This window comes from Gluconobacter sphaericus NBRC 12467, from assembly GCF_006539125.1.
Lineage (GTDB): Bacteria > Pseudomonadota > Alphaproteobacteria > Acetobacterales > Acetobacteraceae > Gluconobacter > Gluconobacter sphaericus.
In genome coordinates, this window is record NZ_BJMK01000001.1 from 433,269 (window position 1) to 455,931 (window position 22,663).

At 61.1% G+C, this 22,663-nt stretch carries 19 protein-coding genes and 2 tRNA genes; 11 read left to right on the top strand and 10 right to left on the bottom strand.

Annotated features, from left to right (window positions below; translation table 11 throughout):
- Positions 1 to 29 precede the first annotated feature (29 nt).
- The 3 genes from GSP01_RS02005 to GSP01_RS02015 all read right to left on the bottom strand — a co-directional run bounded on the left by GSP01_RS02005 (position 30) and on the right by GSP01_RS02015 (position 3,838).
- Entirely contained in the window at positions 30 to 1,175 is a 1,146-nt protein-coding gene (locus GSP01_RS02005) for an AI-2E family transporter (protein ID WP_141350066.1), read from the bottom strand.
- A 61-nt stretch (positions 1,176 to 1,236) separates the two neighbouring features.
- A complete protein-coding gene (locus tag GSP01_RS02010) occupies positions 1,237 to 1,794 on the bottom strand; it encodes a Hint domain-containing protein (RefSeq protein WP_141350068.1) in 558 nt (185 codons plus the stop codon).
- Between the two features lie 136 nt (positions 1,795 to 1,930).
- The gene (locus tag GSP01_RS02015) at positions 1,931 to 3,838 is read right to left on the bottom strand and encodes an ABC-F family ATP-binding cassette domain-containing protein (protein WP_141350070.1); all 1,908 of its coding nucleotides are present in this window, start codon (positions 3,836 to 3,838) and stop codon (positions 1,931 to 1,933) included.
- Between the two features lie 146 nt (positions 3,839 to 3,984).
- Between GSP01_RS02015 and ndk the strand changes: the two genes are divergently transcribed.
- A complete protein-coding gene (ndk, locus tag GSP01_RS02020) occupies positions 3,985 to 4,407 on the top strand; it encodes a nucleoside-diphosphate kinase (RefSeq protein WP_141350072.1) in 423 nt (140 codons plus the stop codon).
- Between the two features lie 316 nt (positions 4,408 to 4,723).
- On the opposite strand, the gene purN is transcribed toward ndk, so the two are convergent.
- Entirely contained in the window at positions 4,724 to 5,356 is a 633-nt protein-coding gene (gene purN / locus GSP01_RS02025; RefSeq protein WP_141350074.1) for a phosphoribosylglycinamide formyltransferase, read from the bottom strand.
- A complete protein-coding gene (gene purM / locus GSP01_RS02030; RefSeq protein ID WP_141350076.1) occupies positions 5,353 to 6,426 on the bottom strand; it encodes a phosphoribosylformylglycinamidine cyclo-ligase in 1,074 nt (357 codons plus the stop codon). The genes purN and purM overlap by 4 nt, the downstream gene beginning before the upstream one ends.
- Before the next feature lie 213 nt (positions 6,427 to 6,639).
- On the opposite strand from purM, the gene GSP01_RS02035 reads away from it, so the two are divergent.
- The 6 genes from GSP01_RS02035 to GSP01_RS02060 all read left to right on the top strand — a co-directional run bounded on the left by GSP01_RS02035 (position 6,640) and on the right by GSP01_RS02060 (position 13,869).
- Positions 6,640 to 7,317: a DnaA/Hda family protein gene (locus tag GSP01_RS02035; RefSeq protein WP_141350202.1), complete on the top strand. Its 678-nt coding sequence runs from the start codon at positions 6,640 to 6,642 to the stop codon at positions 7,315 to 7,317.
- A gap of 216 nt (positions 7,318 to 7,533) precedes the next feature.
- On the top strand, positions 7,534 to 9,693 hold the full coding sequence (locus GSP01_RS02040) for an RNA degradosome polyphosphate kinase (RefSeq protein ID WP_373320100.1): 2,160 nt from the start codon (positions 7,534 to 7,536) through the stop codon (positions 9,691 to 9,693).
- A gap of 5 nt (positions 9,694 to 9,698) precedes the next feature.
- Positions 9,699 to 11,177: a Ppx/GppA family phosphatase gene (locus GSP01_RS02045; RefSeq protein ID WP_141350080.1), complete on the top strand. Its 1,479-nt coding sequence runs from the start codon at positions 9,699 to 9,701 to the stop codon at positions 11,175 to 11,177.
- The gene (locus tag GSP01_RS02050; protein ID WP_141350082.1) at positions 11,174 to 11,938 is read left to right on the top strand and encodes a CDP-diacylglycerol diphosphatase; all 765 of its coding nucleotides are present in this window, start codon (positions 11,174 to 11,176) and stop codon (positions 11,936 to 11,938) included. The genes GSP01_RS02045 and GSP01_RS02050 overlap by 4 nt, the downstream gene beginning before the upstream one ends.
- Positions 11,939 to 12,019: 81 nt before the next feature.
- Positions 12,020 to 13,186, top strand: coding sequence for an MFS transporter (locus GSP01_RS02055; RefSeq protein WP_174787514.1), 1,167 nt, complete (start codon positions 12,020 to 12,022; stop codon positions 13,184 to 13,186).
- Positions 13,183 to 13,869, top strand: coding sequence for an HAD family acid phosphatase (locus GSP01_RS02060; protein WP_141350084.1), 687 nt, complete (start codon positions 13,183 to 13,185; stop codon positions 13,867 to 13,869). The genes GSP01_RS02055 and GSP01_RS02060 overlap by 4 nt, the downstream gene beginning before the upstream one ends.
- A 580-nt stretch (positions 13,870 to 14,449) precedes the next feature.
- Here the strand turns inward: GSP01_RS02060 and GSP01_RS02065 are convergent.
- Positions 14,450 to 17,122, bottom strand: coding sequence for a DUF4175 domain-containing protein (locus GSP01_RS02065; RefSeq protein ID WP_141350086.1), 2,673 nt, complete (start codon positions 17,120 to 17,122; stop codon positions 14,450 to 14,452).
- Positions 17,115 to 18,467 carry a diaminopimelate decarboxylase gene (lysA, locus tag GSP01_RS02070; RefSeq protein WP_141350089.1) on the bottom strand — a complete coding sequence of 451 codons (1,353 nt, stop codon included), beginning with the start codon at positions 18,465 to 18,467 and terminating at the stop codon, positions 17,115 to 17,117. The genes GSP01_RS02065 and lysA overlap by 8 nt, the downstream gene beginning before the upstream one ends.
- A gap of 68 nt (positions 18,468 to 18,535) precedes the next feature.
- On the opposite strand from lysA, the gene GSP01_RS02075 reads away from it, so the two are divergent.
- The 3 genes from GSP01_RS02075 (at position 18,536) to GSP01_RS02085 (ending at position 20,188) form a co-directional block, all read left to right on the top strand.
- Positions 18,536 to 18,925 carry a cytidine deaminase gene (locus tag GSP01_RS02075; RefSeq protein WP_141350206.1) on the top strand — a complete coding sequence of 130 codons (390 nt, stop codon included), beginning with the start codon at positions 18,536 to 18,538 and terminating at the stop codon, positions 18,923 to 18,925.
- Complete coding sequence (locus GSP01_RS02080) at positions 18,922 to 19,617, top strand: trypsin-like serine peptidase (protein ID WP_141350092.1); 696 nt, start codon at positions 18,922 to 18,924, stop codon at positions 19,615 to 19,617. Before GSP01_RS02075 ends, GSP01_RS02080 begins: the two co-directional genes overlap by 4 nt.
- A gap of 145 nt (positions 19,618 to 19,762) precedes the next feature.
- Complete coding sequence (locus tag GSP01_RS02085) at positions 19,763 to 20,188, top strand: response regulator (protein WP_249193221.1); 426 nt, start codon at positions 19,763 to 19,765, stop codon at positions 20,186 to 20,188.
- 32 nt (positions 20,189 to 20,220) lie between these two features.
- Here GSP01_RS02085 and GSP01_RS02090 read toward each other — a convergent pair.
- The 3 genes from GSP01_RS02090 to GSP01_RS02100 all read right to left on the bottom strand — a co-directional run bounded on the left by GSP01_RS02090 (position 20,221) and on the right by GSP01_RS02100 (position 20,848).
- Positions 20,221 to 20,297 (bottom strand) — tRNA-Arg (locus GSP01_RS02090).
- 35 nt (positions 20,298 to 20,332) lie between these two features.
- A tRNA-Arg gene (locus GSP01_RS02095) sits at positions 20,333 to 20,409 on the bottom strand.
- A 61-nt stretch (positions 20,410 to 20,470) separates the two neighbouring features.
- On the bottom strand, positions 20,471 to 20,848 hold the full coding sequence (locus GSP01_RS02100; RefSeq protein ID WP_141350098.1) for a hypothetical protein: 378 nt from the start codon (positions 20,846 to 20,848) through the stop codon (positions 20,471 to 20,473).
- A gap of 96 nt (positions 20,849 to 20,944) precedes the next feature.
- On the opposite strand from GSP01_RS02100, the gene guaA reads away from it, so the two are divergent.
- The gene (gene guaA / locus GSP01_RS02105) at positions 20,945 to 22,546 is read left to right on the top strand and encodes a glutamine-hydrolyzing GMP synthase (RefSeq protein WP_174787515.1); all 1,602 of its coding nucleotides are present in this window, start codon (positions 20,945 to 20,947) and stop codon (positions 22,544 to 22,546) included.
- The last annotated feature ends 117 nt before the right edge of the window (positions 22,547 to 22,663 follow it).

Here is a 22,663-nt window from a genome sequence, read left to right on the forward strand (position 1 = left end):
ATGACCTTACGTCAGAAGCAAGCAGAAAATCATTCCTGCTGTTTTTCTTCTTCTTCCGTGACTTCCCCGACGGCGCGGCGGGTCTGGTTTTCGTCTTCGAGTGGGGCTGTGGCCTTGTCACCCATGGCCAGCAGGGCAGCCGTGATGGGGGACGCCAGGATCAGGCCGGGCGCGCCGAGGATGGAGCCAAAGACTGTCTGCGACAGGATGGCGAGGGCGGGGGGCATGTGAACCGCGCGGCGCTGGATCAGCGGGGCAAGGACGTTGCCTTCGAAAAACTGGATCACGCAGTACAGGATGCCGACGAACAGGGCTTCGTGGGTGCCTAGGGACAGGCCAAGCAGGACGGCGGGAACTGCGCCGAGAATGGCGCCGATATAGGGAATGAAATTACACAGGCCTGCTACGACGCCCAGCGCTAGGGCTAGCGGGATCCCGATTAACGAAAGACCAATCCCCGACAGCATCCCGACCACCAGCATGTCCAGCGCCTGTCCGGCGGTCCAGGCCCAGAGGGTGGAGCCGGCGGTTAACATCAGTTCTCGCGCCGCGGGGCGGTGCTGAGTGGGGACGAGGCGCAGCACGCCGTCGATATAGACGGCCGGGCTCAGTGCGAAATACAGCCCGGCGATCAGGACCACCAGAAGGGTTCCGAGGATGCCGAACACGGAACTGAGAAGTCCCGTGACCGAGCCTGCGAGGCCTGAGCCCAATGAGCCGAGGCTTGCGTTGCTTGCAGCATTGCCGCCCAGCGACGAGGGCAGGTGATCGAGAACCATCTGTCCGAGCGTTGAGCCGGAGAGATGGGTGCGCAGTTCGCCGGATTGGGTGATGAGGGCCTGTTTGAGTCGGATGAACTGGTCGCTGATGGCCGGGCCGCTGTACCAGCCCAGACTGAACAGAGCCACCAGGATCACGACAGTGACCAGGGCGACTGCTCCCTGATACGGGATGACGGAAACGTGACGCCGGAGCATGCGCGCCAGCCCGTGCAGGACGATCGCCACGAGGGCGGAGGCGAAGATCACGGCCAGGACATCGCCGATTAGCCAGATCGCCAGAAGGCCCAGTGTGAGGGTTAGCGTGATGCGCAGTAAACCGGCGATTTTGGACAGTTCCCGCGCACGAGGTTCCGTCTCGCTGCGTTCTGCCTGATCGGAAAAGGAGATGGGCATGGGGAAAGGTCTGTCCTTGGTCAGTCGGTGCCAACTGGCTTATGGGCAGAGGAAAGGGGGGTCAATGGTCCCCCCTTCTTTTGCCAGCGGGTACGCAGGGCACCGCGGAGACTACCGGGACCGGACGGACTGCCCGGAGCCCAGTCTGAGCGTGGTGTTGCCGGCGCTCCAGCGCATGGGGTGGCTGAACGGTCATGCCATCCACCGGCGTCCGTCGTGAGGTGACCTGACGGATGGAGGCGTTTTCGAACAGCGTCACGTCACCGACCAGAACGCCGAGATTGCGACGGTGGTCGAGGAACGGTCTGATCACGTTACAGGGTCGGTTGGTGCGGGACAGGATGCGGACATCGCTGATATCGTCCGGCAGGCTGAAGACGGCATGGGCTCGACCGAACCAAGTCGAGGGGCGGGTCTGGTCGTTCGGGGTGACGACGCTGTCGAAAGTTTTGACAGCGCGCTCGCCGTCGGGCGTGGCGATTCGGGTAGCCGGGAGGAAGGGGCCTTCCTGGAGATGGATGAGGGTGCTGCCGTCTGTGTTGCGCGACAGGGTTACGGTCTGGCCTGCATAGCTGCTGTAATTGTAAGCCAGTTTTTCCGCGGCCTCTGGTGATTGCAAGATAGTCGTTGCTGATCGTGGCCTTCGTAATGCTGTTGTAGTGCAGGAAGTTTAGATCGAGCGTGCCGTTCTTCCCGGCCGTCGTGTTGGTCGCGGTGCCGCCGTTGATGGTTCCCTGTCAAGAAATCTCAGAGCTTCAGCCAGTGGCATCTTCAAGCTCTGCCTGGGCCTCGAGCCAGTTTTCCTCAACGGTTTCGAGGGTGGCGTTGAGCGCGGCGAGATGGACGTTCAGGGACGTCACTTCCGAGGCGTCGCCGGACTGATAGAGGGCCGGATCGGCGAGTCTGGCCTCGATTTTTGTCTTCTCTCCGGTGAGCTGGGCCATTTTGCTCTCTGCGTCGCGGATTTTGCGGCGCAGAGGGGCGAGGGCGCGGGTCTGTTCCTTGCGGTCGATTCGTTTTTGGGCCGACGAGGAGCTGTTGTTGTCTGATGTCGTCACGGCCTTGTTGCGCTCGGCCATCTCGGCGCGGGCCTTGCGGGCGCGTTCGAGGAGCCAAGCACGGTATTCGACCATGTCGCCCTCGAAGGGAGCGATCGTGCCGTCTTCGACAAGCCAGAATCGGTCAGCCACCGATTCCACGAGATGGCTGTCATGACTGATGAGGACGACAGCGCCCTCAAATGCCGATAGCGCGCGGATCAGGGCGTCACGGGCATCGAGATCGAGATGGTTGGTTGGCTCATCGAGGATCAGCAGGTGTGGGGCTTCGCGAGTGGAGAGAGCGAGGAGCAGGCGGGCCTTTTCGCCGCCCGAGAGCTCTCCAACTTTTGTTTCCGCACGGTTTTCATCGAGGCCGAACCGGGCGAGTTGGGCCCGGACGGCTGCGGGGAGCGCGTCCGGCATGGCGCGGCTCATGTGGTCGATGGGTGTGTCGGTCAGGACGAGTTCGTCGCTCTGGTGCTGGGCGAAATAGCCGATCTTCAGCTTGGGGGAATGCGTGTAGGTGCCCGACATCGGCTCCAGTCGACCGGCCAGCAGTTTGGCGAAGGTGGATTTGCCGCGCCCGTTCTGGCCGAGCAGGGCGATCCGGTCTTCCATGTCCAGACGCTGGTTCAGCCCCTTGAGTACGACGCGACCATCATAGCCGAGGCTGACATTGTTCAGGCTCAGCATCGGGGGCGGCAAAGGCTGCGGTTCGGGGAAAGAGAAACGGGTGGGGGTGTCTTCCACGACGCTGTCGATCTGGGGGAGGCGTTCGAGGGCCTTCAGGCGTGCCTGGGCCTGTTTGGCTTTGGTGGCCTTGGCGCGGAAGCGGTCCACGAAGGACTGCATATGGGCGCGCTGGGCTGCAATGCGTTCGGCGGCACGGTTCTGCTGAAGCGCCTGTTCCGTGCGGATGCGGACGAAATTGTCGTAGCCGCCGGGGGTGATGCTGATTTTCTGGTGATCGAGATGAGCGATGGCATCGACGGTATTGTCGAGCAGGGAGCGGTCATGGCTGACGATGATCGCTGCACCCGAGAACTTCGCGAGCCAGGATTCCAGCCAGAGCGTAGCTTCGATGTCGAGATGGTTCGTCGGTTCGTCAAGCAGCAGCAGATCGGGGTTCAGGAACAGAGCTGTTGCAAGCGACACGCGCATCCGCCACCCGCCCGAGAAGTCCGAAACGGCGCGGTTCTGTGCGTCCTGATCGAAGCCGAGGCCGGACAGGATGGCGCCGGCGCGGGCGGGGGCTGTGTAGGCGTCGATGGCGATGAGGCGTTCGTGAACATCGGCGATGCGGGCCGGGTCGGTCGCGGTTTCGGCTTCCGCAAGCAGGCGCGTGCGCTCTAGGTCGCCTTCGAGGACCGTATCAAGGATGGAGGTGCTGCCCGAGGGGGTTTCCTGTTTGACGCGGCCCATTGTAGCGCGAGCGGCGAGGGTGATGGTGCCACCATCGGGGGCGAAATCACCGGCGATCGCGGCCAGAAGGGTGGATTTTCCAGCACCGTTCTTGCCGATCAGACCGATCTTGCGTCCCGGGTCCACGCTGAGGGACGCATTGTCCAGCAGGGTACGGCCCGCGATGCGGAGGGTCAGGTCGGTGATGGTGAGCAGGCTCACGGGCGCCTCGATCAGTCGGAAGAAAAGAAACAGGGGACGTTAAAATACTGCGACAGACCTATCAGGAACGATGAATTTGCTCTAGTGGAACGGCGGTATTTACCCGCTGGTCCCGGAAGGGGCTGGTTCTAACCAGGAGAAGAAAGATGGCTCTCGAGCGCACGCTTTCCATCATCAAGCCCGACGCAACCAAGCGTAACCTGACCGGCAAGATCAATGCCGTGTTCGAAGGCGCTGGCCTGCGTATCGTTGCCCAGAAGCGCATCCACCTGACCGAGAAGCAGGCTGGCGCTTTCTATGCGGTTCACAAGGAGCGTCCGTTCTACGGCAGCCTCGTGTCCTCCATGATCGCCGAGCCGGTTGTCGTGCAGGTTCTTCAGGGTGAAGGCGCTGTCGCCAAGAACCGTGAAGTCATGGGCGCCACCAACCCGGCCGACGCTGCTGAAGGCACCGTTCGCAAGCTGTTCGCCGAGAGCATCGAAGCCAACTCCGTGCATGGTTCGGACAGCCTCGAGAACGCGAAGAACGAGATTTCCTTCTTCTTTGCCGAGACTGAAATCCTGCCGTAATCTGCGGTTCGGACTTTCTGTCTTGAAGGAAAGGCGCGGGCTTTGGTCCGCGCCTTTTTTGTTGTTTTGTATTTGTTTTAAGGGGCGGGGAGACCTCTGCTCAGAAAGATCGCCTTGAGTATGTAGAGGCGCAATCGCTGCTGAACATGGATTTCTGAGAGAGCGGGCTTGCGAAAACCGGCTGGTTTGCAGGAACGGATATCCAGATGATTTTTTTGCTTGAAGCTTCTGCCTTACGGGCCGGCTCGCTGCTCGGGCGATCGAAAAGGGTGGCCCTTACGTTTAGGCAAAGCCGTAAAGGGCCACGGTAGATGCTTTATTTCGCGAAAACGTCGCAGATCATTTCCAGCACGTCCGGATAAAGCAGGTGTTCCTGCTCCAGAACGCGGGCGGCGAGGGTTTCAGGCGTGTCGTTTTCCAGAACGGGGACGCTGGCCTGTCCGAGGATGGGGCCTTCGTCCACGCCAGACGTGACGAGATGGACCGTGCAGCCATGCTCTTTCACACCGGCCTTGATGGCGGCTTCGTGAGTGTGCAGACCGGGGAAGGCGGGCAAGAGGCTGGGGTGGATGTTGAGCATCCTGTCTTCCCAGGTCTTGACTAGCCAGGGTGTCAGCACGCGCATATAGCCGGCGAGGACGACCAGCATGGCGCCGGAAGCCTGAAGGGCAGCGTCGATTTCGCGTTCGTGGGCCTCGCGGTCCTTACCGAAGGGTTTGTGGTCGATGACGAGGGTTTTCAGGCCCGCGGCTTCGGCGACTTCAAGTCCCGGGGCGTCCGGCCGGTTGCTGAGAACCAGCACGATTTCGGCGGGGTAGTCCGGTCGGGCACAGGCTTCGATCAGGGCGCGCATATTGCTGCCGCGGCCGCTGATGAGGATCGCGATGGGGACTTTTTCGGTCTTTTTGGCCGGAGCTTTCGTTCTGCTTCTGGAATGCGGCTTCTTCATGTGAAGGAGACCGGTGCTGTCAGGGTGTAGGCGTCGTCGGAGCGGACGATCTGGCCCATGAGGAAGCCGGTTTCACCGCGCGCATCCAGTTCCGCCATGACCTTTTCGGGCTCGGAGGTGACGAGCACCATGCCGATGCCGCAGTTGAAGACGCGGAGCATCTCATCGGCGGCTACGTTGCCGGTTTCGGCCAGCCAGCGGAATACGGGCGGAACGATCCATGCGGAGCCATCGATGCGTACGCCGAGGCCTTCGGGCAGGACGCGGGGCAGGTTGCCGGGCAGGCCGCCGCCTGTGATGTGTGCGCAGCCGTTCAGCAGACCCTTGGCGTGCAGGTCCAGAACCGTTCGGACGTAGAGTTTTGTGGGCGTCAGCAGGGCTTCGGCCAGTGTGTGGCCTTCGGCGAAGGGGGCCGGGTCGTTCCAGCCAAGGCCGGAGCGGCGCACGACTTCGCGGACCAGCGAGAAGCCGTTGGAATGGACGCCGGACGATGGCAGGCCGATCAGTGTGTCGCCTTCGGCGATGTTGGCGGGGAGCAGGTTATTCCGCTCGGCAGCGCCCACGCTGAAACCTGCGAGATCGTAATGGCCGGGGGCGTACATGCCGGGCATTTCGGCCGTTTCACCGCCGACGAGGGCGCAACCGGATTCGGCGCAGCCCTTGGCGATGCCCTTTACGACTGTGGCGGCGGCCTCGACGGAGAGTTTTCCGGTTGCAAGATAGTCCAGAAAGAACAGTGGCGTCGCGCCCTGCACCACGAGGTCGTTGACGCACATGGCGACGAGATCGATCCCGACCTCATCGTGTTTTCCGGCTTCGATGGCGACCATCAGCTTCGTGCCGACGCCGTCGGTGCAGCTGACGAGGACGGGATCAGTGAAGCCTGCGGCCTTCAGATCAAAAAGTGCGCCAAAGCCGCCGAGGCCCCCCATGGTGCCGGGACGGTTCGTGGCTTTGGCTGCGGGCTTGATCGCATCGACCAGCGCATCGCCTGCGGCGATGTCCACGCCGGCCTGTGCGTAGCTTGCGCCGCAGCTCGTGCCGGGGGAGATGTCAGGCTGATCGGTCATGGTCGAAGGTTCCCGCTGGTTGACGTGACGCCGTTCTAGAGCATCCTGCGCGCTGGCGGAACGCCTGTTTGAAGGCGTAACGGCAGGAAAAAGGGGCCTGGGATGACAAAACGGGATACGGGCAGGGCCACGAACGGGGATGCGGTTCCGGAATCCGGGGCTGTCGGCCGGGAGTATCATCAGGTGCGGCCAGAGGGGCGACCAGCCGTTCAGATGGCTTTTCCGCTGCGTCGCGTGACGGCCATGACGTCCGAGCGTTTCATCAACGGGCCATCCAATGCGGCTGCACGGGCCTGGTTGGCGAGGAGTCAGTGGCCGGATGGGCGTCTCTGGCTCTGGGGGCCTTCGGGAACGGGGAAGACGCATCTTTTGACGGCCTGGGCGCATGAGCATGATGCTACGGTGCTGGATGCGCGGCTGTTTTCCACGTCTTCGGCAGGTGGGCGGATCCGGGTTCAGGGCAATCTTGCGATCGACAATGCCGATTCGCCGGGAGATGAGGCGACCATGCTGCATTTGCTGAACGATGCATTCTCCCAAGGGGACAGGGTTCTGATGGCCGGGCGGCTGCCACCGTCGCGCAGTCATTTCATGCTTCCTGATCTGGCGAGCCGCCTGCGGGCGACGGCGACCACGGCGACGGGTGAGCCTGAGGATGATCTGCGGGCGACACTGCTGCTGTCTCTGCTGGCCGACCGGCAGCTTGTAGTGTCGCAGACTGTGACGGAATGGCTGTGGCGGCATCTGCCCCGGACGGGCAATGCGCTGGTCTCCGCGGTGGAGCGACTGGATGAGGCTGCTCTGGCGCGCAAGCAGCCGATTACGCGGGCACTGGCGATGGAAATGCTGCCGGATCTTCTGACGCCCGAGGGGGAGGCGTCATGGGAGTGACACAAAAACTCCGTTTGACATGCCTATCCGGCAGTATGACCTTTCATGCGATCCGTATTTCTGTGTGTTCCGGAAGACCCCATTGTGACGACTGAAGATTCCCGGCCTGTTCCGCGTCGCCGTTCCCCCCGCAAATCCCGCAATGCCGTGAGCCCGGCGCAGAACCGCGGACGCCGCCGGCAGACAGCCGCGGCACGGGCTGAAGACTACGCGCATATGCCGACATCGCCGGAGCGGTTTCTCAACCGGGAGCTGTCTTGGCTCGATTTCAACCAGCGCGTCATCGATGAGGCGGAAAACCCACGCAATCCGCTGCTGGAGCGGGTGCGCTTCCTGTCCATCAGTTCGAGCAATCTCGACGAGTTCTATTCCGTACGTGTGGCTGGCTTGGTGGGACAGGTTCGTGAGGGGACGGCTGTCCGTAGCCCTGACGGGCTGACGCCTGCCCAGCAGCTTGTACAGGTCCGGCAGAAGGCCAGGCATCTTCTGGCCGAGCAGCAGCGTGTCTGGCATCTGCTGGAAGGAGAGCTGAAGGAGGCGGGTATCGTCATCCTGCCGACCGACTCTCTGGACGAGACCGATCTGGCACAGCTGTCCACGCTGTTTGACGAGCGGGTCTTCCCGGTGCTGACGCCGATGGCGGTCGATCCGTCCCATCCGCTGCCGTTCATTCCCAATATGGGCCTCGCGCTGCACATGCGCCTGAAGGACGCTGCGTCCTCGGTGCATGTCATGGATGGTCTGATCCTGCTTCCGGCGCAGGTGCCCCGGTTCCTGCGTTTGCCAGCACGACTGAAGGAAGGGCAGGAGACGCCGGACCAGATCCGCTTCGTGCTGCTTGAGGATCTCATCACGCTGTTTGCCGGGCGTCTGTTCCCGGGTCTGGCGATCGGGGCTGCCGGTGTGCTGCGTGTAATCCGCGATACGGATGTGGAGTTCGAAGACGAGGCCGAAGATCTGGTGCGGTCTTACGAGACGGCTCTGAAGCAGCGTCGGCGCGGTGTGTGCATTCATCTTGCGCTGGATCGTAAGCTGCCGGACACGCTGGGTCGCGAGATGGGCGAAGAGCTTGGCGTGGGCGAAGAGGATGTTGTCGTTCTACCCTCTTTCGTGGGCTTGACGGATCTCAAGCAGCTCATCGTGGATGACCGTCCGGATCTGGTGTTCCCGCCTTATACGCCGCGCTTTCCCGAACGTGTTCTGGATTATGACGGCGACTGCTTTGCGGCGATCCGGGCGAAGGACATGCTGGTCCATCATCCTTTCGAGAGCTTTGACGTCGTGGTGCAGTTCCTGCGTCAGGCCGCGCTGGACCCGAATGTGCTAGCGATCAAGCAGACGTTGTACCGGACGTCTCGCGACAGTCCGATCGTTCATGCGCTGATCGAGGCGGCTGAGGCCGGGAAGTCGGTCACGGCGATGGTCGAGCTTCGTGCGCGGTTTGACGAGGAAGCTAATATCCGCCTGTCTCGTGCGCTTGAAGCAGCGGGCGTACAGGTTGTGTTCGGGTTTGCGCATCTTAAGACGCATGCCAAGCTGAGCCTTGTGGTTCGTCGTGAGAACGGGTCGCTCCGGTCCTATGCGCATTTCGGAACGGGGAATTACCATCCCATCACGGCGCGGATTTATACGGATCTGTCGTTCTTTACCTGTGATCCGAAGCTGGCATCGGACTCGGCGCGGTTGTTCAACTACATGACGGGCTATGCCATCCCGGCGAAGATGGATGCGCTGGCGTTCTCGCCCATCACCATCCGCTCCACACTGGAGCAGCTGATTCAGGACGAGATCGACCATGTAAAGGCTGGGCGGCCGGGTCGGATCTGGCTGAAGATGAACAGCCTTGTGGACGCGGAACTGATCGACCGGTTGTACAAGGCGTCGCAGGCCGGGGTGAAGATCATCGGGATTATCCGGGGAATCTGCTGTCTGCGTCCTGGTGTGCCGGGGCTTTCGGATAATATCGAAATCAAGTCGATTGTCGGGCGTTTTCTGGAACATGCGCGGGTTTTTGCCTTCGGAAACGGGCATCGAATGCCGTCTCACAAGGCAAAAGTGTTCATTTCTTCCGCAGATTGGATGGTGCGAAACATGGACTGGAGGGTAGAAGCCATGGTGCCCATCACGAACCCGACGGTCCATGCGCAGATTCTTGGCCAGATCATGACGATGAATATCAAGGACAACCTTCAGAGCTGGACGCTCACGAGGGACGGCTACTGGCATCGGGTTTCGCCGGGCGCACATCCTTTCTCCGCTCACGAATACTTCATGAACAATCCGTCCCTGTCCGGCCGAGGCTCGGCTGCGCGGGAAAAGGTTCTTCCGGAGGCGCACCGCCCCCGTGAACGGCCTGACAGGATTCTGGAAGACTGATCTGCATGTCCTCATCTTCACAGCGTTCCGCTATTGTCGATCTCGGTTCAAACTCGGTCCGGCTGGTTGTTTTTGAAGGGGTGACACGCAATCCCCTTCCAATCTTCAACGAGAAGGTCACGCTCAAGCTGGGGCGTGGTCTGGATGCGACCGGGCGCCTCAATGACGAGGGCGTGGCGCTGGCGATGGATGTGCTGGGGCGCTTCCATACCGTTGCCCGCGCTATGGGTGCCGAGCCTTTCGAGGTTCTCGCCACGGCAGCGGTCCGTGACGCGTCCAACGGTCCGGACTTTGTGGATGCGATCCGTGCCCGGATGCCAGGGGTGCCGATCCGGGTTCTGGAAGGAACCGAGGAAGCTGATTATGCGGCGCGTGGCGTTTTGTGCGGGTTGCCGGAAGCGAACGGGCTGGTGGCCGATATTGGGGGTGGATCCCTTGAGCTGATCCACGTGGCTGATGGTCAGTATTTTGAGGCCGTGACGACCAAGTTGGGTGTGATCCGGCTGCATGATCGCGCCAAAGGCAGCATTGAGCGCGCTGCGGAAATTGCAAATGAGCTTCTCGCCGCCGTGAACTGGCTGCCGGGTATGACGGGCCGGCCGCTTTATCTGGTGGGTGGAGCGTTCCGTGCGCTGGCACGCCTACAGATTGCGCGGACGCAGTATCCGCTGAACCTCGTGCATCTGTTTACTCTCTCGGAAGGGGAAGCGCGGGAGATGGCGGACTGGGTCATCGCCTCGCCCCGGCGCACTTTGGAGAAGCTTCCCGGGGCGCCGCGCAAACGTCTGGCGGATGCGCCGTTTGCGGCCGTCGTGCTGCGGTGCCTGATGGAGAGGGTCCGTCCGTCCAAGGTCGTGTTCAGCGTCGATGGGCTGCGCGAGGGCTGGTACATGCGCCATGTCGCCTCTTCGGTAGCGGATCTTGATCCGATGACGGATCTAGCGGCGGAGATGGCCAACCGTCTGGCGCGCAGTGCGTCGCTGGCAGAGCCTCTGGTGAGCTGGACAGCACCGCTGTTCCGCGATGAGACCCGGACCCAGAAGCGCCTTCGCGAACTGGCCTGCATGTTGTCCGATATCGGCTCTTATGATCATCCTGAATACCGGGCGGAGCAGACTTACCGGCGTATGATGCATGGGCATGGCGTGGGCTTTGATCATAGTGCACGGGCCTTCGTCGGTCTGACTCTGGCAGTACGTTATGAAGTCTCGATGGATTCTCCCCTGATCGAACCTTCCCGGCAGCTTCTGTCGCGTTCGGAAATCGAGCGTGCGGTGCGACTGGGTCTGGCGCTTCGGCTGGCGTATACACTCTGTGCAGGGACGAAGGTTCTGCTCGATGAGTGCAGGCTTCTCGTGGAAGATGGAACGCTCGTGCTGGTTCTGGGCGCGCGCAGCGTCCGGGCGGCAGGCAGTGCGGTCCGTCGTCGTTTCGAGAGGCTGGCGGCTGCAATGCAGCTTGAGTGGCAGGTAAGGGAAGAATGAGTTTGCGGAATTACGGGGCGGCAGCCAGGGTTGGTCTTGTCGCGGCAGCGGTTGCGTTCGGGCTGTCAGGATGTGGCAAGTCCCATGACCGGGGTGCGCTGTGGAAGATTGTGCACAGCCGCTGCGCTTTGGATGCGGAGCACAAACCCTGCACGGTTTACGACGAGAAGAAAGGTTACGCCCTGCTCAAGGATCATACGGGGCACGGGCAGTATCTTGTCATCCCGACGCAGAAGGTTCCTGGCGTTGAAGATCCCGTTCTGCTGAAGTCGGAAACACCGAACTATTTCGCGGAAGCCTGGGGTGAGCGGGCACATGTGGCGCAGGCCTATGGGTTCGAAATTCCGGACGAGCATCTGTCGATGGCGATCAATTCCCGTCCTGGCCGGACGCAGGATCAGTTGCACATCCATGTGGACTGTCTGACGGCTTATGCCCGCGCCGAACTCGATAAAAACATGATCACAGAAAACTGGTCGTTGGTTTCGCTGTATGGTCATCCCTATCGGGCGCGGATCGTGGCCTCTCTGGACCCGTCACCGTTCCGGGTGATTTCTGCCGATGACATGTCCATTCACACGCTCGTCGTGACGCCGGCCAAGCATGGCGGGTTCATCCTGCTCGATGATATGGCGCATGTGTTCGATCACGGGTCGGGCGAGGAGCTTCAGGATCATGACTGCCATCTCGATGATCCGCATCACAAGACCATGATCATGGATGGCATGGGCATGGGGGAGCATCCCAACGGCATGATGTAAAACAACTTTTGGTTGTTCCGGGGTTTCGGGTATGGCAGTGTTCGATCAATCTCGAACAATCTGCATTCCCGGAGACCGGTCTTGAAACTGGCAGCAAAATCGCCACCAAACTGGCCACTGCTGTCGCTCGCTGTTGGCGCCTTTGCCATCGGCACGACAGAATTTACCCCGATGGGTCTTCTGCCCGTCATCGCCCATGGTCTTCAGGTCAGTGTGCCCAAGGCTGGTGGTCTGGTGACGGCCTATGCGGTGGGCGTGATGATTGGTGCCCCTGTCATTACGCTGCTGATGGCGCGGTTCCGGCGCAAACTGGCCCTGATTCTGCTTATGGGTCTGTATGTGGCGGGAAACCTGCTGTCCGCTGTTTCCAACAGCTATGAGCTGCTGTTTGCTGCCCGTGTCCTGACCAGTCTGGCGCATGGGGCGTTTTTCGGTCTTGGCGCGGTTGAGGCATCGTTGTCTGTGGCACCCTCGCGGCGAGCGAGTGCGGTGGCGTCCATGTTCATGGGGCTCACGATTGCCAATATCATCGGTGTTCCGGCGGCGACGTGGCTGGGGCTGAATTTCGGCTGGCACAGCGCCTTTGCCATAACGGCGACGCTGGGCCTGGTGACCATGCTGGCGGTGCAGCTTGCGCTTCCGTCCCGTGAGATTGGTCCGACTCCGGAAGTCGGGCGTGAACTGCGGGTTCTGGTGAAGGCCAATGTGCTGCTCGCGCTGCTGACGACCGCGATCGGGGCGGGAGCGATGTTCGTGCTCTACACCTATATCGCGCCGATCCTTGAGCATATCACCCATGCCAGCCCGACGGTCATTACCGTGGCGCTGATGCTTACGGGTGTTGGGTTCTCCATTGGCAATGCTGTGGGGGGACGGAGTGCTGACAAGTCACTGGATGGAAGTCTGTTGGTCTTTTTCCCTATTCTTGGCGTCATCATGCTGATCTTTCCCTGGATGGCGCAGACCGTTCCGGGCGCGCTGTTTGCATCGCTTCTGTGGGGCGCGTCCACGTTTGCGCTCATGCCGGCGCTGCAGATGCGGGTGATGCAGGCTGCGCATGATGCGCCGGCGCTGGCGTCGTCCATGAATATCGGCGCGTTCAATCTCGGAAACGCTATTGGCGCGGCGCTGGGTGGTATCGCGCTGTCGATGGGGTTGGGCTATGGCGGTGTTTCCGTCATTGGCACGGCTCTGGCGTTGGTTGGGGTCGGGCTTGTTCTTCTGTCACGAAAGGTGGCTCCTCCATGATCCGTTCTCTTCTGCTCGCCACCAGCTTGTTTGTTGGTGGCGTCATGGCGCCTCTGGCAGCCATGGCCGCACAGCCCGCGAATGTGGGCGATGCCATTCTGGCCGCGAGCGCCTATCACGACAGTGGTGACTATCAGCACGATTTCGATGTTGTTGTTGCACAGGCCCGTCAGTGGATTGACGAGACTGCGCCGAAGACGCGTCGCCCCGCCATTGTGCTCGATATCGACGAGACGACGTTGTCCAACTGGGATGAGATCCGGGCTAATGATTTCGGATATATCGCGGCTGGTTCCTGCGATGCGCTACCCAAGGGACCATGTGGCGTGGATGCCTGGGAGAAGAGTGGGCGGGCTCCTGCTTTTGCCTCTATGCGGGCGCTGATCGAGGACGCGCAGGCTCATCATGTCGCGGTATTTTTCGTGACGGGAAGGCATGAGGACGAGCGCGAGGCCACGGAGCGGAACCTGCATCTGGCGGGAATAGCGCATTGGGACGGACTGTATCTGCGGCCGATGACGTCGCATGGTTATGCTGCGATGTATAAAGCGCCGACCCGTGAGAGGATCGAGCGTAAGGGCTATACGATCATTGCAAGCCTTGGCGATCAGCCATCCGATCTGAGTGGGGGCTATGCGAAAAAGGGCTTTCTTCTGCCCAATCCATTCTATCGCATTCCATAACGTTATGTGATTTTCTAAAATATAAGCCGGTATGCGCCGCACTCAGTTCCTGCATGTCTTCGTGTTGGGCGCTGGGGCGGCGCGGGCTTTGTGGTCCGGGCCTGAAGGGCGTCTAGAGGCGCAGGCCTGTTAAGTGCGAAGCACAGAGCCTCAGGTGTTCTGTCTCGTCTGGACAGGCAAAGCATCCCCGATTTCTGAAAATATTGATGGACTGCCCGGGCTTGTTGCGCCCCTCTGGCAACGGGCAAGATCGAAGCCAGAGGCTGCGCCTGCGACCGGCCCGTTTGGTTTCTGATTGTCGATCCCTGTGCTGAGGCCATTCGGCGCATCCGATTTCGACAGCATTTCGACATCGCTCCCTGTGATCTGGTGTAACAGCACCAATTCACATTTAGATGTCACACTCTGCTGGAGTGAGCTGTGCGCGATCCTGGTCGCTGATTCCAACTGGAAGATGCACGGTATGTTACCCGGGGCTGCTCAGATTGAGAAGCAAGCAGCAGGGGCGTGAAATAACCGCTTATGTCCATTAAGGACTGGATATGGAAAAACCCGGTGCCATGAAGGTACCGGGTTTTTGTCAGAACGATTTAAGGAGCCGTTCCAGATAGTCCAGTTCGCTTTGCGGGCGGGTGCGGTCCGAGGCGCGGCGGCGGAGTTCGCGTTCGATGTCGCGGGCGCGGTCACGGGCACTTTTGTCCGGGATGTGCGCGTCAGAATCTTTGCCCTTGTCGCCTTCGCCCAATTTGCGGCCGAGTGGATCCTGATCCTTCTGATCGTCCTCATCGCCGTCTTCGTCGCCGGCCTGGGGTTGGTCGCCGTTATCGCCCTGTTTGCCTTTCGCACCATGCTGGGGTTTGCCGGAACCACCTGCGCCACCGGACGGGATGAAGCTCAGGCTGCCCCCCTGTCCCTTGCCTGATCCACCGGATTTCTGGTTCTGGCGCATCTGCTTTCCGGCCTCGGACAGATCGGCGAGGACTTTCTGCTCGGCGGTCTGGGCCTCAGCGTCCTTACGGTCAGCGAGTGCTTCACGCGCGGTTTGCATATCCGTTTTCGCCTTGTCGAAGGCTGTAGCGGGTTTGCCGGTCAGATCTTTGACGCGGTGGCTCAGGATGTCATTCACGTGCTGTAGTGCGCGTTGCAGGGCATGGTCCGCGCGGCGTCCGTCGGACTGTGCAGCGACCGTGGCGGGATCGACCGGAGCGGGCGGTTTGGCGTTGGCAGGCTGCTCCATGCCGGGCGGAGGCTGCATGCCGAGTTGACGGAGCAGGTCGGCCGTGGACATCTGGCTGATATCCGGGCGGCTGCCATCATCGGGGGGAGCTGCGGCCTTCTGGGCTGCGGAGAGGCGGGACTGTGTGTGGTCGAGCAGGGTGGTTTCGCGGTGGACGAGATCATGCAGAGCCGCGCGCTGGGCACGGGCTTCTGCCTGCGCCTTCATCTGTTCGGCAAGAGCCTTGAGATCCTCGGGGCTGGCCTGACGCATGCGCTCGGCCATGTCTTCCATCTGTTGGAGGCGCCTGAGGGCTTCGTCGCCATGACCCTGATTGGCTTCGGACTGGAGGCGGCGCATTTCGTCCGAGAACGGATCGGCCGAGTTGGTGCTGGACTGAGGCATGATGATGCCGCTCTGGGCCGCGCGCGAGAACAGAAGCTGCATCCGACGGTTCAGGGCATCCTTGAGAGCCTGTGTCCGGCGCTGGAGCTCTTCCTGTTCGGGGAGGGTATGGCCCTTGTCTCCGAGGTCCCGCATGTGGTCGAGCTGCTGCTGCACGCCCTGCTGAGCCGCGCGGACTTCAGCGGCAGCATCAGCGATTTCAGGTCCGTCGCGACGGAGATCGTCCAGATAAAGCGCCAGTGCCCAGAGTTCGCCGGGTACACGGTCCGCCGAACCATCGGGGGCGTCTTTCTGTAGCGAGGCGATCTCAAGGCCGAGGGATGCGAGAATGGCGCGCTCGTCGGTCGTCTGCGTCAGAAGTTTCAGTTCGGCTGCGGCCTGCGAGGTGCGCTGCTGGCCGAGCATGAGGCGGCGACGCAGGGCGACGAGGGCGCGGGCCAGTGGATCGGTGAATTTGCGGGCAGCGATCTGGAATTTGACGATATCGCTGCGGCTTTCGTGGTCTGAAGCACTTTTGGCATGCAGGCGGCCTTCGACTTCCATTCCGGCAAACGGATCGGAGGAAAGGTCCGGCGTGGCGACGCCTTTTGCGTCCTTGGGTTGTCCGTCGAGCGGGATGGGAACGCGCAGAATGCGGCCCCGGGTCAGGCCGGGAAGGTTGATTTCGGCTTCGAGGGAGGCGACGCCATAGGCCTGGTGGACGTGCCAGGGCAAGCCGGTGCGCCAGTCGTCTTTCTGCGGGCCGGGTTTGCCGTCCCATGTGACGGTAGGCGGCAGGTCTGGTTCGACTTTCACATGCCATGAGCCAAGGGTCCGGCCACGGACGACGATACTGATGGTACCGGATTGCTGGAGCGTGCCGTGACTGTTCCAGCTCTCGGCATCGAGGCGGCTCAGTTCAGGAGAGGCGATCCCGTGCAGGGAGGGTTTTCCATGCGCGCCGGTGATGGTGGCGTTCAGAATGGCACCCTGTGGAACGTCAAGCGTATTGTGGCCCGTAGCGGAAAGGAAAATCGGCGCACCGGGAGCGTAGGACGGACGGTCGATCCAGGCCTGAAGGGCGGGGAGCGAAATGCTGTCGTCATCTACGCCGGGGATCAGCCCTGCGTGAAGACGCGAGGGTGTGTGCGTGCCGCCGAGAATGGCCGCAACCACGATGGCCAATGGAGCGGCAATGAGTGCAAGCCGTTCGTGCAGGCTGGTTTTGGGGTGGGGAAGGCTAACACGGAGTGTGCCGAGCGAGGCCGTGACGCGCTCGACATGATGGGACCAGATAGCGGACTGCTCGCCATTTCCTGCAAAGGCTGGCCGGTCGGTCAGGCTGAGGAGAGGCTGATACGCGAGTTTGGAGTCATGCTCGATTCGGCGGTCGGCTACGGGAACGCTGACGGGAGGCACATGACGCAGGCCGCTGACGGTTAGCCACAAGGCTGTGCCAAGAACGCCGGCTTCCAGCAGGGTATGCAGCCAGTCCGGCAGGGACTGGGGAATACGCGCGAGACAGGCCAGAACGTAGAACGCGACCAGAAGCAAGGGCCAGCGCAGGGGCTCCCAGGCACGCTCCCACCAGAGGACGCGCTGGGCTTTGCGGCGCAGGGCTTTGAGGTGGAGGGCCGGGTTTGGCTCAGCCATGATCGTCCTTAGCTGTGAGCCATTTTGGCACGGTTTCGGCAGCGATCAGGTCCTCAACGCTCTGGCGCTGGCGGATGATCTCCCATTTTCCATTGTCGATCAGGACCTGCACTGCGAATGGGCGGGAATTATAGGTGGAGCTCATAACTGAGCCGTAAGCGCCTGTATCGAGCAGAGCGGTCAGGTCCCCGCGCTTCGTGTCCGCAGGCAAGGCGCGGTCACGGGCGAAAATGTCGCTGCTTTCGCAAACCGGGCCGACAATGTCCCAGAGTTTCGTCGGACTGGTCAGGCCCGAGGGGGCAACGGGCATGATGCCGTGCCACGATTCATAAAGGGACGGGCGGGCGAGATCGTTCATGGCGGCGTCGAGCACGACGAAATCGGGGTTGCCGGCTTTGGTTTCGATCACGCGGGTCAGCAGAAGGCCGGTCGGGGCGGAGAGCCAGCGGCCGGGTTCGATGCTGAGCCGGACATCGAGATCGCCAAGTGTCTCGGCGATGACGCCTGCGAGCATATCGGGCGAGGGGGCGATTTCGTCACGATAGCGGATGCCGAGGCCACCGCCGCAGTCCACGGCTTCGACTGAATGACCGGCTGCGCGGATTTCGCGTACCATGTCGGCCAGTCGGAGATAGCCTTCGCGGAAAGGGCCGGCCGTGAGCATCTGGCTGCCGAGATGGACGGCGAGGCCGACAAGGCGCACATTCTTCAGGCTGGCGGCTTCACCATACAGGGCGACGGCGCGGCGGTGCTCGATGCCGAATTTGTCTCCCGCGCGGCCGGTGGAAATCTTGTCATGGGTGTCGGCGTCCACATCCGGATTGACGCGCAGGGCGGCGCGGGCGACGCGGCCACAGGCGCGGGCAATTTCATCCAGACGGTACAGTTCCTCGACACTCTCGACATTGACCTGTGCGATGTCGTGTTCGACCGCTGCCCGCAGTTCCGCATCGGATTTGCCGACGCCGGAGAAGACGATGCCTGAAGGCTGGATTCCAGCATGAAGCGCACGCTGCATCTCGCCGCCGCTGACGATGTCCACGCCGTAGCCGCACTGGCGCAGGATGATCAGGGTTGCCTGATGATCCTGCGATTTCATGGCGAAATGCATGTTCATCGGCAGGTTCCGGGCCTCGAATGCGGCGCGCAAGGCTTTTGCGCGGCGTCGAAGCGTTTCGGCGCCTGTGATCCAGCACGGTGTGCCGACGGCTGCTGCGATGACGTGCAGGGGCACGCCTTCGAACAGCAGGCCGTCCCGTGCGTCCATCTTCAGCGAGGGACGGGTTTCCAGCATGTCGGGGAAAGACGGATCGGTGGCGGGATCGGAGGGAAGTGGTGCACTCATGATGATGCTACCGTATCGCTCTTGGAAGCATGTTCCAAGCTGAACTCGCAGGGGATAATATCGTCGCCATGATACAGGAACTGATCCGAGAGGCCCTTGAGGCCCGTTCGCGTGCTTACGCACCTTATTCGCGCTTTCAGGTTGGGGCCGCGTTGCGGTGTGAGGGCGTTGTTCATTCCGGCTGTAATGTTGAGAATGCGGCCTATCCGCTGGGAACCTGCGCTGAGGCCGGGGCGGTTGCCGCCATGGTACGGGGCGGCGGACGTCGGATTGAGGAAATCGTGATCGTGGGTGGGGATGCGCCGTGCACGCCATGTGGGGGCTGCCGGCAGAAATTGCGGGAATTCGGGCTGCCGGAGTTACCGGTTCACATGATCGATACGCAGGGGAATCTGCTCCTGACCCGGACGCTGGCCGAGCTTCTACCTGACGCATTCGGACCGGATCATCTGGGATGAAACGCGCCGGGGCGTTGCTGATGCTCTGTCTGTTTGGCGGTGGGGCGATGGCCGTTCCGACCATTGTATTGCCGGGACTCGGCACAGACAGTCATCGCAGCGTTGTGGATGTGAATACGGCGCCCTGGCGGATTTTGGGGCGGGTCCAGACGTCTCTTGGTGGACGCTGTACGGGATTTGCCATGGCGCCGACCGTGATGCTGACGGCGGCGCATTGTCTGTGGCTGCCTGCGACCCGGCATTATATTCAGCCTGCGGATGTTCATGTCCTGATGGGTTATGCGATGGGGCAGTATCGCCTTCATGCGCAGGTGACACGATTTGTTATTGCTCCTGGATACGATCCTGCGAACGAAGGTGGGACCGCGTCTGACGATCGGGCTACGCTGGTTCTGGACCGACCAGTGGCCCTGTCAGGGGATCTGGTCCCTTATGGTTCGGCGCAGATGGGGGCTGCGGCGATGCTGGTTGGATATCCGCAGGATCGGCCTGAAGTTCCGTATGGCGATATTTCCTGTCAGATCAACGGGTTGGCGTTGAATGGACTGATCCATCATGATTGCTCGGCGACGCGGGGGGATAGCGGCGGTCCGCTGTTTGTGCGTCAGCCTGACGGGAAGTGGGGAATTGTCGGGATCGATGTGCTGGCGACGGAAGGTCGTGGCGGGTTTGCTGCGCCGCTGCCGCATTGAGTTTATCGGGTTCCCATGCATCAGGTGCACGTCAGAAAAAATTCACACATGCAAACATGAGCCCCGTCGTGGCGTTGCACAGGGCAGGGCGCCCGATTGGGTGTTGCAGGCTTTTCAATCACGGAAGGTGATTGCCATGTATGTCATGTCCACGAAGGAGGCTTCGTCGCGAGCAGCTCCGAAAGGAGGATTTGGTGGGGACGTCAAAAGGGTCAACAGAAAGCATGTTCTCGTTGTTGAGGATCAGGCGCTTCTGCGCTTTCTTGCAGCGGATATGTTGGAAGAGGCGGGTTATGAGGTCTCTCTCGCGGCTGATGCCGACGAGGCTCTTCAGGTACTGGCCCGAAATCCGGATATTGGCACCATTTTTTCAGACGTAAATATGCCTGGCGATATGGACGGCGTGGCGCTTGCCTGCCTGATCCGTGAGCATCGCCCGGAAATCGGACTGGTTTTGACGTCGGGGACGCGGGTTCAGGATCTGGGACAACTGCCGGGCGGCACGATGTTCCTGTCCAAGCCGTATGAATGGGACGAAGTCTATCGCTGTCTTGAGCAGCTGAAACACTAATGCGCTTCTAAATTATAAAGGGAAAAGCAATGTGGTGCACCCGAAAGGACTTGAACCTCTAACCCCCAGATTCGTAGTCTGGTGCTCTATCCAGTTGAGCTACGGGTGCGGACACATTGTATAAAGTCTTCATCAGGAGAAGACTGGTGCACCCGAAAGGACTTGAACCTCTAACCCCCAGATTCGTAGTCTGGTGCTCTATCCAGTTGAGCTACGGGTGCGCTGTGAGGCGGGGTTTTACAGAGACTTAACTGACCTGACAACCCCGCTTTCGAAAAAATTTCAGTTTCGCGTCATGGTGATATGAGCCCGGCAGGAAGGTGATCCGAAAATGCCGCCAATGGCCTGTCCGACCGGATAGCCGTTGAACACGAGCGCCGTGTTGTGATGGTCTATATCCGTCATGGCGAGTTCGGCATGATAATGCTGGTTTCCGAGCTTGTAGGTGCCGCGCAGGACCTGTGCGCCGTCAGCCGGCGTAAAGAGAATTTCCTTATCGCGGATCCGCAGGGTTGAGGGATGCTCAGTAGGGCAGGTGCCCTGATCCGTAACGAGCGCACCGACCCAGGAGCCGGTGGGATCCTTGCCGGGGTCGGGCGTTCCGGCGCAGGCGGCGAGTAGGGCCGTGGCAGAGAGGGCAAAAAGTGCTGGCAGACGCATGTTGTTCCTGTTCCGTGTTGCAGAATGGATGACGCAGACGACACAACACCTTATAGGAGAGCCTCAAAAGGCACCATGAAACCGGAACGCGAGGCCATGACATTGACCCAGCAGGACGCCAGCACCGTCGAAAAACTCGACGAAACTCTTCACGAAGACCGTATCCTCATTCTGGATTTCGGCAGCCAGGTGACGCAGCTCATTGCGCGTCGCGTCCGCGAGAGCGGCGTTTACTGCGAGATCTGGCCATACACGGCGACCGAGGAAAAAATCCGCGCATTCAATCCGCGCGGCATTATCCTGTCCGGCAGCCCGGCCAGCGTCCATGACGAGAATGCGCCTCCGATTCCGGATGTTGTGTTTGCGCTCAACCGCCCTGTGCTGGGGATCTGCTACGGCCAGCAGGCGATGTGCCAGAAGCTGGGCGGCAAGGTCGAAAATCACGAGCACCGCGAATTCGGTCGCGCCTATATCGACATTGCCGAGGACTGCTCGCTGTTCCGGGGTGTCTGGGCGCGCGGCAAGCGTGAGCAGGTCTGGATGAGCCACGGCGACCGCGTGACGCAGCTTCCGCCGGGCTTCCGTGCCGTCGCCCATTCCGAAGGCGCGCCGTTCGCGATCATCGCGGATGAGGGACGTCGTCTGTACGGAGTGCAGTTTCATCCGGAAGTCGTGCATACGCCGCATGGTGCAGCCCTGATCCGCAATTTTACGCATAATGTCGCGGGTTGCAGTGGCAGCTGGACGATGGCCGGTTTCCGCGATCTGGAAATCGCACGTATCCGCAAGCAGGTTGGCTCGGGTCGGGTGATCTGTGGTCTGTCGGGTGGTGTGGATAGCTCGGTGGCTGCAAAGCTGATTCATGATGCGATTGGTGATCAGCTCACCTGCATTTTCGTGGATCCGGGTATTATGCGCACGGGTGAGGCGGACGAGGTCGTCAAGACGTTCCGGGGCCGCTTCAACATTCGTCTTGTGCATCGCGACGCTTCTGAGCTTTTCCTCAAGGAACTGGCTGGCGTGACGGACCCGGAAACCAAGCGCAAGACGATCGGGCGTCTTTTCATTGAGGTTTTCGAGGAAGAAGCGGCGAAGCTGGGTGGTGCGCAGTTCCTTGCACAGGGCACGCTGTATCCGGATGTGATTGAGAGCGTGAGCTTCTCCGGTGGTCCGTCTGTGACCATCAAGTCCCATCACAATGTCGGCGGTCTGCCTGACCGTATGAACATGGAACTGGTTGAACCGCTGCGTGAGCTGTTCAAGGATGAGGTCCGCATGCTTGGCCGCGAGCTGGGGATTCCTGAGAGCATCGTCGGGCGGCATCCGTTCCCTGGGCCGGGACTGGCGATCCGTATTCCGGGTGATGTCACGAAGGAAAAGCTCGACCTGCTGCGTAAGGTGGACGTGATCTATCTTGAGGAGATCCGTCGCGCTGGGCTGTATGATGCGATCTGGCAGGCTTTTGCTGTTCTGCTGCCGGTGCGGACAGTTGGCGTCATGGGCGATGGCCGGACTTACGATCAGGCCTGCGCCCTGCGTGCCGTGACCAGCACGGATGGCATGACGGCGGAAGTCTATCCTTTCGACTTCGCATTCTTGAACCGGGTTGCTGGTCGTATCGTCAATGAGGTTCGGGGCATTAACCGTGTCACCTACGACATCACTTCCAAGCCGCCGGGCACGATTGAGTGGGAATGATCCCACGTCTGGCATGAATGAATTTGTGTAGGCTGTAGCCTGTTGAAAACCCCGCAGAGATGCGGGGTTTTTTTGCTTGAAAGGCTGGCGATGCACATAGCGTGTTGCGACCCGCCG